We start from the raw sequence: 14,783 nt of genomic DNA, 5'->3' as shown, positions 1-14,783 counted from the left end.
GTGGGTAGAAGCAAAACTATCCTCATCCGCAATTTATTTCAGACGATTGCTCAAATAGCCTCACCTGAGTTGGCGCTTGGCACTCGGAAAGTTACTCAAGGCGCCCACCCGCGATACCGTTTGGGTGCATCGAATATAAGCCAAGTCTAAAAGGAGCAAGCCGGCATGCAAAGATGCTTGGTCATGGCCGCGCTGTCGTTCGCCGCGGCCTCCTTATGGCAAATCCCAGGCGGACCGGCGTGCGCCGGCGAGCTGGTCTACACGCCCAGAAACCCGTCGTTCGGCGGCAACCCGTTCTACAGCGACCATCTTCTCGGCATCGCCAATTCCAACAACAAATTCGAAAAGCCGAGCAACAACAGCGGCCTTCTTTCGCAGTCGGACCCCTCGAAGGAATTCGAGCGGGTCATTCAAAGCAGCCTGCTCAGCCGGATCTCCTCCCAGATCGCCGACCAGATCTATGGGGAAAACGCCAGGGATTCCGGGCGTTTCGTCATCGGCAGCACGACGGTCGATTTCGCCAAGACCGGAGGGGCGACGTCGGTCACCATCACGGACAGCTCGACTGGCGGCAAGACCGTCATCCAAATCCCGACCCCGTCCTACTGAGCGTCGGTTCTTCCCGTTGGTGCGGCAACCGTTCCTGACCCCCGGTCCGGAACGGATGCCCTGTGCTCGGCTTCTTCGCGGACGGACCACATGCGCATCCTCCCCCTGTTCCTGGCCGGCGCCTGCCTCCTCCTCGGCGCCTGCTCAGCGACGCGCCCGGAAACCGCCTTTTCCGAAACCCCGCGCCTGGAACCGAAGACGGCCATGCTGGACGACCTGCTGGCGTTGCCGCCGCCGGTTCGGCAGTTGACGGTCGCGGTCTACAATTTCGAAGACCAGACCGGACAGAACAAGCCGAACGAGACCTTTTCCGAATACAGCCGCGCCGTGACCCAAGGCGGCGCGACGATCCTGGTCAACGCGCTGGAACGGGCCGGACGGCGTTCCTGGTTCCGGGTCGCTGAACGGCGCGGCCTTCCGGCCCTGCTCCAGGAGCGCCAGATCATTCGCTCGATGCGCGAGACCTATGGCGGTGGGGCGCAGACTCTCCCTCCCCTCACCTACGCCGGCATTCTCCTGGAGGGTGGGATCGTCGGGTACGACAGCAACACGTTGACGGGGGGCTTCGGGGCCCGCTTCCTCGGGGTCGGCGGGGATACCCAGTACCGGCGGGACACGGTCACCGTCTATCTGCGCGCCGTCTCCGTGCAGAACGGCGAAGTGCTCAAGAGCGTCAACACCACGAAGACCGTCTACTCCGTGCTTTTGCATGGCGATGCCTTCCGCTACGTCGGCTTCAACAAATTGCTGGAGATCGAGGGCGGCATCACCACCAACGAACCGGTTCAACTGGCCGTCAAGCAAGCGATCGAAAAGGCGGTCTACACGCTGATCATGGAAGGCGCCCTCGACGGCTATTGGGAGTTCCGGGGCCCGGAAGCCCAGCCTTTCGTCGAGCGCTACCTCCAGGAGCGCGACGGCATCGTCGAGCGGACGCGGATGCAGGCGACGCCGGAGGACCTGCGCGCCGAACCGCAGCCCGTCACGGTTCCGCCACCAGCCAGCCGCACGCCGACCGGGTCCGCCACCGATGGAGAGCGCAGCATGGTCCCGCCGGTCGGATCGCCGCAGGCGCCGTCAAACGGCACCACCTATGTCCTGCCGCCCACGCCGAACCGCGGTTCTCTTCCGCCGGCGCCGCCCAATCCGCCGACGGCCCGATGAATCAGCCGGCAGGTCTCACGCACGCGCCGTCACGACAGAACACATATCGAACGATCGCCATTCGTTAGGCTCATTGGAAGCCTTTTTCGCAACACAATCGGGGAAGCTGCAGGCCATGAAGACCTATTTCCTTTCCACCGCCGCCGCGTTAGCCCTCGCCTTGACGTCGGCGTCGGCCGTCGCCCAATCGACGGGAAATGCCGCCTACATCGATCAGGCGGGTGTCTCCAACATCAACGAACAGACCCAGGAAAAAGGGTCCGGCAACGTCACCAGCAACGTCCAGAAGGGCTTTGCCAACAAGACCGCCGTCTCCCAGACCGGCGGGACGAAGAACCGGGCCGCCGCTTCGCAGAACGGCGACCACAACGACGTCTCCCAGCGGCAGTCCGGCGGCCAGCGCAACGGGTTCTCCGCCGCCCAGGACGGTTCCGGCCACAGCCTGGTGCAGACAAGCACGGCGGGCGGCGTCAACAACCGCGCCCGGTCGTCGCAGACCGGCGTCACCAATCACGCCGAGCAGGCCCAGTCGGGGGGCGCGGACAGCGCGATGGATCTGCGTCAGTCGGGGAAAAAGAACAACGCGGCGCAAACGCAGGCCAACGCGACCGGAAGCAGCGCCTACATCGATCAGGTCGAAACCGGCAACCAGGCGACCCAGACGCAGCGGAATGGACGGATGCAAAGCGCCAGCATCGCCCAGAACGGCGTCAACAACAACGTTGGCCAGACCCAGGACGGCGATCGGAACAGCGCGGCCGCCAGCCAGACCGGCTCGTTCAACAGCGTGACCCAGACGCAGACCGGAACGGGCAACACCGCCTCCGGGCGGCAGGAGGGGCTGTACAACGTCCTTCGGCAGGATCAGAGCGGAAACGGCAACAGCGCCGACGCCCAGCAGTACAGCACCGACACCAGCAACTACGGCGAACAGACCCAGCGCGGCAACCTCAACACCGCCTCGCTGTATCAGAACGGCGCCGACAACCGCTCCACCCAGTCGCAGACCGGCAACGGCAACATCGCCGGCGCCCGGCAGGACGGCACCGGCAACCGCAACACGCAGATCCAGCGGTGACCTGACCGACACCGACGTTCGGAGGTGGAGAGGCACTCCACCTCCGTCCTAATCCGGCACTCCAATCTGGAGGCGCGCCATGCGTGTTCCCGGCATCGCCGTGCTTACCCTGCTCGCGACCGCGGCCCCTCCCGCCGCGGCCGGCAGCGTCGCCTACATCGACCAGATCGGCGAGGGGAACTGGACCAGCCAGGTGCAGACCGGTTCGAACACCGCGCAGATCCGGCAGACCGGATCGAGCCTCCGGGCCGAACAGGTCCAGTCCGGCGCCAACAGCGCGAGCATCATCCAGTACGGCCAGCGGCAGAGGGCCTCGATGACCCAAACCGGCACCAACGCCGGACTGATCGCCCAGGCCGGTTCCGGCAACGACACGACCCTGGTCCAGGACGGCGCCGCGAACCTGGCGACCATCAGGCAGTCCGGCGCCGGGAACCGCTCCAGCGTGAGGCAAAGCGGCAGCGGCAACCTGTCCTCGACCGTCCAGCGCGGCTCGAACAACGGGTCGGACCACACCCAGGATGGCGCACGCAACGAGGTGACGACGGTCCAGGACGGCAACAGCACCCTCTCGGTGACCCAGACCGGCAGCAACAACAGCGTCGACAGCACCATTCGCAACGGCGGCCAGGGCTTCCGGATCATCCAGAATGGATCGGGCATGGACATCAAGGTGATCCAGGCGCCGGGTCGCTGACCGCCCCGCGACGGCGCCGTCAGTGGGATTGGGCGGAAGACACCCCGATGCCGATCTGGGACCGGATGAACTGCTCCTCGAAGACGTCGTCCTCGGCGGCCCGGTCGACGCTGCGATCGAACCGCGACACCAGCCCGATGACGGCGAAGGCCACCGGCATGGAGATCAGGGCCGGCGTGTCCCAGGCGAAGACCGGTTGGGCGAAGCCCAGCACCTTCACCCAAATCCCGGGCCCCAGGATGGTCAGCCCGACCGCGGTGACGAGGCCGGCCGTGCCGCCGGCCACCGCCCCCCGCGTGGTCAGGCCGCGCCAGAACATGGCGAGGATCAGCACGGGGAAGTTGGCGCTGGCGGCGATGGCGAAGGCCAGCCCGACCATGAAGGCGATGTTCTGCTTCTCGAACAGGATGCCCAGCCCGACGGCCAGCACGCCCAGCGTGATGGTGGCGATCCGCGACACCCGCATCTCCGCCACCTCGTCGGCCTGCCCCTTGCGGACCAGACGCGAATAGAGATCGTAGGACACGGTGGTCGCCCCCGACAGGGTCAGGCCCGACACCACCGCCAGGATGGTGGCGAAGGCCACCGCCGAGATGAAGCCGAGGAACAGGTCGCCGCCGATGGCGTGGGCCAGGTGGATCGCCGCCATGTTGCCGCCGCCGCGCAGCCCGGTGACGGCGCCGCTGGCGTCGCGCAGCAGGTAGCTGTCGTTGCCGGCGATCATCACGATGGCGCCGAAGCCGATGATGAAGGTCAGGATGTAGAAGTAGCCGATGAAGCCGGTGGCGACGAACACCGATTTCCGTGCCGCCTGCTGGTCGGCCACGGTGAAGAACCGCATCATGATGTGGGGCAGGCCGGCGGTGCCGAACATCAGCGCCAACCCGAGCGAGATCGTCTGCAGCGGGTCCTTGACGAAGTTGCCCGGCATCATGATGCGGGTGCTGCCCTTGATCGCGATGGCGCGGGCGAACAGGGCATCCAGGCTGAAGCCGAAGGCCGCCAGCACGCTGACCGCCATGAAGGTGGCGCCGCACAGCAGCAGGACCGCCTTGGTGATCTGCACCCAGGTGGTCGCCAGCATGCCGCCGAAGGTGACGTAGAGGATCATCAGAACCCCGACCAGAACCACGGCGTACAGATAGTCGAGCCCGAACAGCAACTGGATCAGCTGGCCGGCCCCGACCATCTGGGCGATCAGGTAGAAGGCGACCACGGTCAGCGAGCTGCAGGCGGCGAACAGCCGGATCGGCCGCTCGGTCAGCCGGTGGGACAGCACGTCGACAAAGGAGAAGCGCCCGAGGTTGCGCAGCGGCTCGGCGATCAGGAACAGGATGATCGGCCAGCCCGCCAGCACGCCGACCGAATAGATCAGCCCGTCATAGCCCGACGAATAGACCAGGGCGACGATGCCGAGAAAGGAGGCGGCGGACATGTAGTCGCCGGCGATGGCCAGCCCGTTCTGGAACCCGGTGATGCCGCCGCCCGCCGTGTAGAAGTCGGCGGCCGAGCGGGTGCGCCGCGCCGCCCACCATGTCAGCGCCAGGGTGGCCAGGACGAAGGCGATGAACATCACGATGGCGGTGACGTTGGTGGCCTGTTTGGTCACCGGTCCGTCCAGCGCGCCCGCCGCCAGGACGGGGGCGGGACCGATCGCGGCGGCGGTTGCCGCGACGCCGGCCGTCAGGGAAATGCGGCGCATCACCGGGCCTCCTCGACGATCTCGCGGATCAGGGGATCGAAGCGGCGGTTGGCCTGGAACACGTAGACGCCGGTCAGCAGCACGGCGATCACGATCACCCCGACCCCGGCGGGAAAGCCCAGCGAAGTGACCCCGCCCTCGAAGACGGGGGCGCCCATCTGCTGGGGCAGCAGTGCCACCGCCAGGATGTAGCCGTAATAGACGACGATCATCGCCGCCGACAGCCGCCGGGCCAGCCCGGTCCGGTGCGAGATCAGGCGCTGGTATTTCGGGTTGGCCAGGATCTTCTTGCGCAAAGCCTCATCCATGCAGGCGTGCCTCCTCTGGGATTTTTCTTGTTGGAACGCGGTTCGTCAGGCGGCGCGGGGAGCCGGAGCCCGCAGGGGCTGTCCGGGATCGGCGAGCCAAGCGGGGTCGACCGGCGCCGCGGCGGCGATCAGGGCACGGGCCGGCCGCATGTCGCGGCCGTTGTTGACCGTCACCGCCCCCGTCACCGTTCCGTCGGTGAGCCCGAACAGGGTGTAGCGCCCGCTGCTCCGCTCGCCGCGCAGGATCCAGGACTCGGCGTCGCAGGCGCCGGCGACCTGGATGTTGATGCCGTACTGGTCGGTCCAATACCACGGCACCTCGAAGCCGCAGGGCTCGCCGGTCGCCATCGCCCGCGCCACGCCCGCCCCCTGGTTCTGGGCGTTGGCCCAGGTCTCGTAGCGGCGGAACGCCTTCAGATGCGGGTGCCATTGGCGGGCCACGTCGCCGGCGGCGTAGATGTCGGGGTGGCTGGTGCGGCCCCATTCGTCGACGACGATGCCGTCATCGATGTAGAGGCCGGCCGACACCGCCAGCTCCACGTTCAGCTCGACGCCGACGCCGTAGACCACCAGATCGCCGGTGAAGCGGCGGCCGTCGGCGGCGGTCAGGACGATGTCGCCGTTCGCCGCCGTCACCGCCTCGGTCAGATCGCAGCCGAAGGCAACGGCGACGCCCCGGTCGCGGTGCAGCGCCAGCAGCTCCTCGGCCAGGGGCGGCGGCGCGGCGCGGGCCATCAGCCGGTCGCCGCGCTCGATCACCGTCACCACCCCGCCCATGGCGACCACGCTGGCCGCGACCTCCAGCCCGATGACGCCGCCGCCGACGACCAGCACGCGCCGCCCCGGCCGGACATGGCCGCGCAGCGCCTCGGCGTCGTCAAGGGTGCGGACGGTGTGCACCCCGCCGCCGAGCCGATCGAGCAGGGGGTAGGGCCGCGCCCGCGCCCCCGTCGCCAGCAGCAGCCGGTCGAACGGGATGGTTTCCCCGTCGGCCAGGCCCAGGGTGCGTTTCCCGGCGTCCAGCGTCACCGCGGTGACGCCAAAACGGGTTTCGATGGCGTTGTCGCGGTAGAAGCCGTCGGAATGGATGGTCAGCCTGGCGGCTTCCGGCTTGGTCAGCACCTCCTTGGACAGGGGCGGCCGCTCGTAGGGCAGATGCGGCTCGGCGCCGACGAACAGGATGCGGTCGGTGAAGCCGGCGGTGCGCAGGGTGGTGGCGGCGACCGCTCCCGCCTGTCCGCCGCCGACGATGACGTAGGTGGTGGTCATGCCGGCCTCACGCGGCGAGGGTGGCGGAGGTGCCGACCGGATCGGCGCTGACCATCGCCATGCCGGCGATCCACTCGTCGATCGGATGGTAGTAGCGGGTGGTGGCGCGATAGGGACCGATGGCGTTCATCGCGGCGAAGGCGGCGATCCAGGCGCGGATCTCCTGCCCGCCGCGCCCGCCCTGGGCGAGGATGTCCTCGTCGGTCAGGGCGGCCAGCGCCTCCATGTCGGCGGCGGCGAAGCGGGCCAGCAGGCCGCGGTCCCAGTCGGCGTTCAAGGGCAGCGACTGCCCCTTGCCCTCGGCCAGCAGGCGGCCGGTGCGCAGCACATTCTCCTGCCGGCGCTGGCGCGCCTCCGGTGTCGGGTTGCGGCCGGCGATCAGGAATTCCTCCACCTCCGGCGGCACCGAGCCCATCTGGGGCGTGGGCGGGTCGTGGGACAGGCCGCCGGAGCCGAGGATCAGGACGCGTTCGCCGAGCCCGCCCAGGAACCTGCCGACCGCCGTGCCGAGCGCCACCGCGCGCCGGCAGGGCGGCAACGGCTTGGCGGCGCCGTTGACGAAGATCGGGATGACCGGGTAGCGGGCGACATCGCCGCACAGGAACTCCAGCGGCTGGGTGAAGCCGTGGTCGGCCTGCATCCGGTAGGAATAGGCGATGTCGATGTCCTGCGCCTGGACCGCCTTGACCAGCGCCAGGGCGGTGGCCTCCGGCACCGTCAGCGGCCCCTCGCCGATGCTCCAGTCGCCGGCGCAGGCGGCGCGCAGCCCGACGCAGAAGGGCGGCATCAGGTCGTAGAAGAAGCCGTTGAAATGGTCGGGCGCGAACACGACCACCAGTTCCGGGTCGTAGGCGCGCACCTCCTCGGCCAGCGTGGCGAAGGTGCCGCGCGCCTCGGCTTCCACCGCGGCGGGAGGATGGATGTAATCCATCATCGGCGTGTGCGAGGCGCAGATCAGCTTGACGGGCATGGGTGTTCCTCCCGATCCGCCGCCGGTCGTGGGCGCGGACCCTGTGTGGGATTGGTCTTCAGAGGTCGAGGCCGCCCGCCACGTGACGGATGCCGCGGATGGCCAGTCCGGCGTCGGCGTTGATGAGGACGCCGCTGAGCGTCCGGTTGTCGGCGCGCGAGGCCAGCATGACGAAGGGGCCGGTGAAGTCCGCCGGTTCGGGAAAGAACTGCAGCGGCAGGATCGAACGGATGGCCTCCGGGCTGCGGGAGTCCATGATCGTCAAATCCCGCTGCCCCAGCGCGTCCGGTCCGCGCAGGTCGGAGGCCATGCCGCAGGGGGCCACCCCGTTGACCCGCACCTTGGGCGCCAGCTCGTAGGCCAGCTGGCGGATCAGCCCCACCGCCGCGTGCTTGGACGCGGTGTAGAGCGGCCCGCCGCCGGCCGGGTAGAAGGCGGCGTTGGACAGGGTGAAGATCATCGACCCCTGGCTCTTCACCAGCTCCGCCGCCGCCGCCTTGGCCCCCAGCAGATAGCCCTTGACGTTGACGGCGAACAGCTCGTCGAAGCCGTCGGCCAGCCGGTCCCCGTCGGTCGCCAGCAGGCCGGCGCCATGGTCCCAGAGGGCGGCGTTGCCGACGAAGCCGTCGAGCTTGCCGAAGCGCGACACCGTCGCCGCCACCGCCCGGCGGTTGTCGTCCAGGGAGCGCACGTCCCCCTGGACCGCCACGACCTCGGCGCCGAAATCGTCCCGCAGCCGGGCCAGCTTGTCGGGCGAGCGTTCCAGCACGCCGACCCGCGCCCCTTCGGCCAGGAACCGCTCGACCACGGCCCGGCCGAGACCGGAGCCGCCGCCGGTGATGAGGATCGCCTCACCCGCCAGCCGGCCGCTCATGCCGGAACCCCGCTCCCGGCGACAGTCCGCGCGGCCTCGGCGTCGGGGTCGTCGACCTCGATGAACAGGTCGCCGTCCTCCACGCTGACGGGGAAGGTGCGCAGCGGCTCGGTCGCCGGCAGGCACATCGCCCGGCCGGTCTTCAGGCAGAAGCGCGCCGTGTGCAGCGGACATTCCACCATCGCGCCATCCTCCAGATAGCCGTCGGCCATCGAGGCGTTGCCATGGGTGCAGAGATCGGCCACCGCATAGAAATTGCCGTCAGCGTTGAAGACGGCGACCGCCGGGGAACACTCCACCCGGCGGGCGTCGCCGGGCTGGAGGTCGTCGACGGAACAGACACGGATTTTCGTCATGATCAGAAGAAGATGCTGATGCTGGGGGCGAGCAGGACGAACTGGTCCAGTTCGATCTGCCGGTCGAAGATCTGCCAGCCTTCGCCGCCGGGAACGCGGCGCAGGCGGTCGCGGCGCGTGCCGACGAAGTCGTAGTGATCCTGCGGCTTGGCCGCGCGGTGCAGCAGATAGTTGCAGGCCACCTCGATCTCGTCCGCATCGTCCCAGGCCAGGATGCGGACGTTGGTGACGATGTGGCGGGTGCGCGAGGCCGGTTCCTCGGCCCAGGCGTTGCCGGTTTCCAGCCGGGCGACGCGGCGCTCCAGCTGGAACTTGTCCTCGTTGTAGATGAAGGTCGACGGCGGGGCGATGCCCTTGCGGCGGTCGCGGGTCAGGGCCAGGGTGTTGGTCTTCATCACATACTGGATGTCGTCGGCCAGCAGCTCCAGCCAGGAGCGGAAGCGTCCTTCATCGACCAGGGCGGCTTCGTGATAGAGGAACTGCTCCACCTCGTGCTGCAACGCCAGGGGCGCCCGAACGGGACGGGCGGCGGCGGGCTTGTCGAGAACGGCGGTCTCAGGCATGGACGACCTCCTTTTCATAGGCGTTGGTGCGGGACTGGATCTCGTCCCAGCTGTCGGCGGACATCATGTCGGCCCAGCGCTGGTAGAAGCCGCGCGCCGCCGTTTCCGCGAAGGTGTAGTTGGTGATGCCGGGAATGCCGTCGGTGCGGCGTTCCTCGAACCCCATGCCCATCTGGATGCAGAATTCGGATTTCTGGGCGATGTGGCCGCGCAGGACCTTCTGCACCTCGATCCAGTTCTCGGTGTCGTCCTGCTCCAGGAAGCCGGCGGGGCCGAAGGCGCGGGCGTGGCTGCGGACCAGCGCGTCCTTGACGTCCTGCGGCGCCGCCTTGTCGGCGATGCAGAACACCCAGACCTCGATCTTGTCGGGGCCACGCGGGTGCCAGATGCGCAGGGTCTGGGTGCCGTTCAGCCAGGACAGGGTGGGGAACATGGTGTTGTGCCCGGCCAGGCGCAGGGCGCGCACCCGGCCCAGCCGCTGTTCGGCCTCGGCGAAGGTGTCGCGGAAATAGGCCGAGACCTTGCCGTCCACCCAGACGTTGGCGTCCGCTTCCTTGGTGAAGAAGAACGCGCTGCCGTGGCCGTTGCCGGCATACTGCACGCCGCCCTGCGCGTCGGTCCAGACCGGGCGCGCGGTCTGGCCGCTGCCCAGCGGGGCGTCACGGTCCTCCGGCGTGTTCTCCGGCGCCTTCTGCAGCACCTGCACGGCGGAGATGTGGGTGAAGGGCGCGTGGTACTGGTCGCTGCAGAACTGTTCGGCGGCGAATTTCCAGTTGCACTTCACCTCCCATTTGTGGATGCCGCCGACCACCTCGGTGCCGCCCTCGCGGCGGTCGAGGAAGCCGTCGAGGTACCAGGCCATGTCGCCGAGATACTCCTCCAGCGGCGGGGCGTTCTCGTCCCAGCAGCCGAAGACGAGGCCCTTGTAGCTGACCACCCGGGGCACCCGCACGGCGCCCCACTTGCTCTTGTCCAGCTTGTTCCGGTACGCCTCCTGTTCCAGCGGCACCATGGTCAGGCCGCCGTCCAGGCCGAAGGCCCAGCCATGATAGGCGCAGGTGAAGGCGCGGGTGTTGCCGCTGTCGGCGTGGCACAGCTTCATGCCGCGATGGCGGCACTGGTTGAGGAAGGCGACGACGCTGCCGTCCTTCTGGCGGACGGCGACCACCGGGTCTTCGCCCATGAAGGTGGTGAAGAAGTCCCCAGCCTTGGGGATCATGCTTTCGTGGACCAGGAACAGCCAGCTCCGCGCGAAGACGCGCTCCAGCTCCTGTTTGTAGATTTCCGGGTCGCTGTAGATGGCCGGGGTGATGGTGCCGGAATGGGCGTTCACCAGGCTCCGGACGTCGATACGGTCGCCCATGGGGCTGTCTCCTCCAGATACCATTGGTTCGGGGGTGGTTTGGGGGCTCGGGGGCTCGGGTTCCGGCCGATACTGTTCCCGGACGATCCGCTCGTGAAATATTTTGTTCCTTGCAACAAAAGACGTTCCACGTCTTAATAGGGTTATGGAACTCCGGCACATCCGCTATTTCATCGCCGTGGCTGAGGAACTCAACTTCACCCGCGCCGCCGAGCGGCTCCGCACGGCCCAGCCGTCCCTGAGCCAACAAATCCGCGATCTTGAAGAGGAGATCGGCACGCCGCTTCTGGAGCGAACCAAGCGCCGGGTCGCCCTGACCGCCGCCGGACGGGCCTTCCTGGACGAGGCGCGTCTGGTCATGGCGCAGACCCAGCGGGCGCTGACCATGGCGCGCCGCGCCGCCGAGGCGGAGCAGACGAAGCTGACCATCGGCTTCCTGCCGTCGGCGGAGGTGAAGATCTTTCCCAGCGTCCTGTCCGCCATGCGCGCGCAATATCCCGACGTGACGGTCGAACTGCGCCACATGACCACCGCCGAACAGCGCGAGGCGCTGGAGAACGGAACGATTGACGTCGCGTTCATGCGGCTGCCAGTCGATGGCGCCGCCATGATCCATGACGTTGTTCTGACGGAGAAACTGGTCGTCGTTCTGCCGGAGCGCCACCCGCTGACGGCGCTCGACCGGGTGCCGCTGGCGGATCTGGCGCCCTTTCCCTACCTGCGGGTGGCGCCGAACCACGCCGGCAATCTCCACGACATCACCGAGGGGCATTGCCGGGTCATGGGCGTCCAACTGCGGCCGGTCCAGGACGTCGAGAATGTGCTGACGCTGCTGACCCTGGTCGGCATGGGCATCGGTTTCGCGCTGTTGCCCGACTACGCCGAGCATCTGCTGTTCAAGAACGTCACGACCCGGCCGCTGGCCGACGCCTCCCCCCTGGTCGGGCTGGCGATGGCGCGCCGGGCCGACCGCGATTTCCCCGCCCTGGCCGGATTCGTGGCGCTGGCGAAGCGGGTGACCGACGTCAAATAAGACGTTCTGCGTCTGAATAAGCAAGTGATTATGTATTGGCGCCCACGCGCCGTCCTTCCCCATTCTGGCGCCGTCCCCAAAAACGCCCATGGGAGGAAGGTTCATGTCCCATTCCGCGACCGGATCGTCCGCCGCGACACAACCGGAACTGCGTTCGCTTTGGTCGGCCGTTGCCGGTGGTGAAATGAGGTTGCGCTACGTCGACGCCGGGGGTGTGCGCACCCGCGTGCTGGAGGCGGGCAGCGGCCGGCGCACGCTCATCCTGCTGCACGGCATCGCCGGGCATCTGGAAGCCTACATGCGCAACATCCTGCCGCACGCCGACCATTTCCGCGTGATGGCGATCGACATGCTGGGCCACGGCTTCACCGACAAGCCCGACCGCAATTACGAAATCGACGATTACGTCGAGCATCTGAAGGACTTCATCGACGCCATCGGCGAGGAGCGGGTCCATCTCTCCGGCGAATCGCTGGGCGGCTGGGTGGCCGCCCGCTTCGCCGCCCGCTATCCCGAGCGCATCGACCGGCTGGTCCTGAACACCGCCGGTGGCATGATCGCCGACCCCAACGTCATGGAGCGCCTGCGCACGCTCAGCCTCGCCGCCGTCCGCGCCCCCGACCGCGAGGCGACGCGCAAGCGGCTGGAGTTCCTGATGCTCGACCCGTCGATCGTCACCGAGGACCTGGTGGAGGCCCGGTTCGGCGTCTACCGCCTGCCCGGCATGGCCAAGGCGATGGAGCGCATCATGTGCCTTCAGGACCTGGACACCCGGCTGCGCAACCTGCTGACCGAGGACGAGCTTGGCCGCATCGCGGCGGAGACGCTGGTGCTGTGGACCACGCACGATCCGACGGCCTCGGTGGCGGTGGGGCGGCGGCTGGCCGATCTGGTGCCGAACAGCCGCTTCGTGGTGATGGAGAATTGCGGCCACTGGCCGCAGCACGAGGATCCGGACACCTTCAACCGCCTCCACATCGATTTCCTGAAGGGCTGACGTCATCATGAGCGAAACCCTTGATGCCGCCTCCCCCGACGCCCTCGCCCTCGGGGAGCGGGTGACGGCGGCGGCCGACCGGCTGCTGGCCGCCCAGTCCGCCGGGACGCCCTGCCCGCCGCTCGACGATCTGCTGGCGGCCGGCGATCTGGCCGCGGCCTACGCGGTGCAGGAGGTCAACACGCGGCGCGCGCTGGAGCGCGGCCGGGTTCTGGCCGGCCGCAAGATCGGCCTGACCGCGCCGGCGGTGCAGAGGCAGTTGGGCGTCGACCAGCCCGACTACGGCATGCTGTTCGCCGACATGGCGGTGCCGGACGGGATCGAGATCGCCCGCTCCCGCCTGATCCAGCCGAAGGTTGAGGCGGAGGTGGCGTTCATCCTGGGCCGCGACCTGGCGTCGGAGCACATCACCGTGGCCGACGTGATCCGCGCCGTGGATTTCGCGCTGCCGGCGATCGAGATGGTGGACTCGCGGGTCCGCGACTGGAAGATCGCCATCACCGACACGATCGCCGACAACGCCTCCTCCGGCCTCTATGTGCTGGGCGGGCCGCCCCGGCGCCTGGACGGGCTGGACCTGCACGGCTGCGCCATGGAGATGACCAGCGGCGACACCCTGCTGTCCGCCGGCCGCGGCAGCGCCTGCCTGGGGCATCCGCTGAACGCGGTGCTGTGGCTTGCGCGGACCATGGCGCGCGCCGGCCGGCCGCTGAAGGCCGGCGACACGGTGCTGTCGGGGGCGCTGGGGCCGATGGTTCCGGTGCAATGGGGATCGGTCGTGGAGGCGCGCATCGCCGGCCTCGGCTCCGTCCGCGCCGCCTTCGCCGCCGATTCCGCCGCCGATGCCGCCAGGAAATGAGAACGAAGATGACCAAAGCGAAAATCGCCATCCTCGGTTCCGGCAACATCGGCACCGACCTGATGATCAAGGTGATGCGTCACGCCCGGCATCTGGCGATGGGCGTCATGGTCGGCGTCGATCCCGACTCCGATGGCCTGGCCCGCGCCCGCCGGATGGGCGTCGCCACCACCCACGAGGGGCTGGACGGCCTGATGCGGATGCCGGAATGGGCCGACATCAAGGTGGTGTTCGACGCCACCTCGGCCTACGCCCACAAAAAGCACAGCGCCGCCTGCATCGCGGCCGGCAAGCAGGTGATCGACCTCACCCCGGCGGCCATCGGCCCCTATGTCGTGCCGCCGGTCAACCTCGACATCCATCTCGACCAGCCCAACGTCAACATGGTGACCTGCGGCGGGCAAGCGACCATTCCGATGGTCCATGCGGTCCGGCGCGTCGCCAGGGCGGTGCCCTACGCCGAGATCGTCGCCTCGATCTCCTCGCGTTCGGCCGGCCCCGGCACGCGGGCCAACATCGACGAGTTCACCGAGACCACGGCCCGCGCCATCGAACAGGTCGGCGGCGCGGCGCGCGGCAAGGCGATCATCGTGCTGAACCCGGCGGAGCCGCCGCTGATCATGCGCGACACCGTCTTCGTGCTGTCGCAAGGCGCCGAGCCGGAGGAGATCGAAGCCTCGGTCGAGGCGATGGCCAGGGACGTGCAGAGCTATGTGCCCGGCTACCGCCTGAAACAGAGGGTGCAGTTCGAGCGGTTCGGCAACAATGATCCGGTGCGGATTCCCGGTTACGGCGAATTTTCCGGCATCAAATCCTCGATCTTCCTGGAGGTCGAAGGCGCCGCCCATTACCTGCCGGCCTATGCCGGCAATCTCGACATCATGACCTCCGCCGCCATGGCGACGGCCGACCGCTGGGTCGAACGCCGCACCGCCGGCTGA

At 68.3% G+C, this 14,783-nt stretch carries 16 protein-coding genes; 8 read left to right on the top strand and 8 right to left on the bottom strand.

Going from position 1 to position 14,783, the window contains the following annotated elements; genetic code table 11:
* The first annotated feature begins 183 nt into the window (after positions 1 to 183).
* From TSO352_RS09280 to TSO352_RS09265, 4 genes are all read left to right on the top strand, one after another.
* Positions 184 to 609 (top strand): curli production assembly/transport component CsgF, encoded by a 426-nt coding sequence (locus TSO352_RS09280; RefSeq protein WP_158284559.1) that lies wholly within the window; start codon positions 184 to 186, stop codon positions 607 to 609.
* A gap of 90 nt (positions 610 to 699) precedes the next feature.
* Positions 700 to 1,773 carry a CsgG/HfaB family protein gene (locus tag TSO352_RS09275; RefSeq protein ID WP_109107051.1) on the top strand — a complete coding sequence of 358 codons (1,074 nt, stop codon included), beginning with the start codon at positions 700 to 702 and terminating at the stop codon, positions 1,771 to 1,773.
* Positions 1,774 to 1,888: 115 nt separating this feature from the next.
* Positions 1,889 to 2,851: a hypothetical protein gene (locus tag TSO352_RS09270; protein WP_109107050.1), complete on the top strand. Its 963-nt coding sequence runs from the start codon at positions 1,889 to 1,891 to the stop codon at positions 2,849 to 2,851.
* Positions 2,852 to 2,930: 79 nt separating this feature from the next.
* Entirely contained in the window at positions 2,931 to 3,548 is a 618-nt protein-coding gene (locus tag TSO352_RS09265) for a hypothetical protein (protein ID WP_109107049.1), read from the top strand.
* A gap of 19 nt (positions 3,549 to 3,567) precedes the next feature.
* Here TSO352_RS09265 and TSO352_RS09260 read toward each other — a convergent pair whose 3' ends face one another.
* Genes TSO352_RS09260 through hcaE form a run of 8 tightly spaced genes read right to left on the bottom strand, consistent with a single transcriptional unit; the run spans position 3,568 to position 10,953 of the window.
* The gene (locus TSO352_RS09260) at positions 3,568 to 5,250 is read right to left on the bottom strand and encodes a cation acetate symporter (RefSeq protein WP_109107048.1); all 1,683 of its coding nucleotides are present in this window, start codon (positions 5,248 to 5,250) and stop codon (positions 3,568 to 3,570) included.
* Positions 5,250 to 5,558: a DUF485 domain-containing protein gene (locus tag TSO352_RS09255; RefSeq protein WP_109107047.1), complete on the bottom strand. Its 309-nt coding sequence runs from the start codon at positions 5,556 to 5,558 to the stop codon at positions 5,250 to 5,252. The genes TSO352_RS09260 and TSO352_RS09255 overlap by 1 nt, the downstream gene beginning before the upstream one ends.
* Before the next feature lie 45 nt (positions 5,559 to 5,603).
* Positions 5,604 to 6,827: a 3-phenylpropionate/cinnamic acid dioxygenase ferredoxin--NAD(+) reductase subunit gene (gene hcaD / locus TSO352_RS09250; RefSeq protein WP_109107046.1), complete on the bottom strand. Its 1,224-nt coding sequence runs from the start codon at positions 6,825 to 6,827 to the stop codon at positions 5,604 to 5,606.
* A gap of 7 nt (positions 6,828 to 6,834) precedes the next feature.
* Positions 6,835 to 7,797: a 3-carboxyethylcatechol 2,3-dioxygenase gene (locus TSO352_RS09245; RefSeq protein WP_109107045.1), complete on the bottom strand. Its 963-nt coding sequence runs from the start codon at positions 7,795 to 7,797 to the stop codon at positions 6,835 to 6,837.
* Between the two features lie 58 nt (positions 7,798 to 7,855).
* Entirely contained in the window at positions 7,856 to 8,671 is an 816-nt protein-coding gene (hcaB, locus tag TSO352_RS09240) for a 3-phenylpropionate-dihydrodiol/cinnamic acid-dihydrodiol dehydrogenase (protein ID WP_109107044.1), read from the bottom strand.
* A complete protein-coding gene (gene hcaC, locus TSO352_RS09235; protein WP_109107043.1) occupies positions 8,668 to 9,027 on the bottom strand; it encodes a 3-phenylpropionate/cinnamic acid dioxygenase ferredoxin subunit in 360 nt (119 codons plus the stop codon). The genes hcaB and hcaC overlap by 4 nt, the downstream gene beginning before the upstream one ends.
* A gap of 2 nt (positions 9,028 to 9,029) precedes the next feature.
* The gene (gene hcaF / locus TSO352_RS09230; protein ID WP_109107042.1) at positions 9,030 to 9,590 is read right to left on the bottom strand and encodes a 3-phenylpropionate/cinnamic acid dioxygenase subunit beta; all 561 of its coding nucleotides are present in this window, start codon (positions 9,588 to 9,590) and stop codon (positions 9,030 to 9,032) included.
* Positions 9,583 to 10,953 (bottom strand): 3-phenylpropionate/cinnamic acid dioxygenase subunit alpha, encoded by a 1,371-nt coding sequence (hcaE, locus tag TSO352_RS09225; RefSeq protein ID WP_109107041.1) that lies wholly within the window; start codon positions 10,951 to 10,953, stop codon positions 9,583 to 9,585. Before hcaE ends, hcaF begins: the two co-directional genes overlap by 8 nt.
* A gap of 145 nt (positions 10,954 to 11,098) precedes the next feature.
* Between hcaE and TSO352_RS09220 the strand changes: the two genes are divergently transcribed.
* The 4 genes from TSO352_RS09220 (at position 11,099) to TSO352_RS09205 (ending at position 14,783) form a co-directional block, all read left to right on the top strand.
* Positions 11,099 to 11,986: a LysR substrate-binding domain-containing protein gene (locus TSO352_RS09220; RefSeq protein ID WP_109107040.1), complete on the top strand. Its 888-nt coding sequence runs from the start codon at positions 11,099 to 11,101 to the stop codon at positions 11,984 to 11,986.
* Between the two features lie 184 nt (positions 11,987 to 12,170).
* Positions 12,171 to 12,983 carry an alpha/beta hydrolase gene (locus TSO352_RS09215; protein WP_199231544.1) on the top strand — a complete coding sequence of 271 codons (813 nt, stop codon included), beginning with the start codon at positions 12,171 to 12,173 and terminating at the stop codon, positions 12,981 to 12,983.
* Between the two features lie 7 nt (positions 12,984 to 12,990).
* A complete protein-coding gene (locus TSO352_RS09210) occupies positions 12,991 to 13,842 on the top strand; it encodes a fumarylacetoacetate hydrolase family protein (RefSeq protein WP_109107038.1) in 852 nt (283 codons plus the stop codon).
* 8 nt (positions 13,843 to 13,850) lie between these two features.
* Complete coding sequence (locus TSO352_RS09205) at positions 13,851 to 14,783, top strand: acetaldehyde dehydrogenase (acetylating) (protein ID WP_109107037.1); 933 nt, start codon at positions 13,851 to 13,853, stop codon at positions 14,781 to 14,783.

The organism is Azospirillum sp. TSO35-2 (assembly GCF_003116095.1).
Lineage (GTDB): Bacteria > Pseudomonadota > Alphaproteobacteria > Azospirillales > Azospirillaceae > Azospirillum.
The sequence above is the reverse complement of the archived record's forward strand: the minus strand, read 5'-3'. Positions and strand labels throughout refer to the sequence as shown.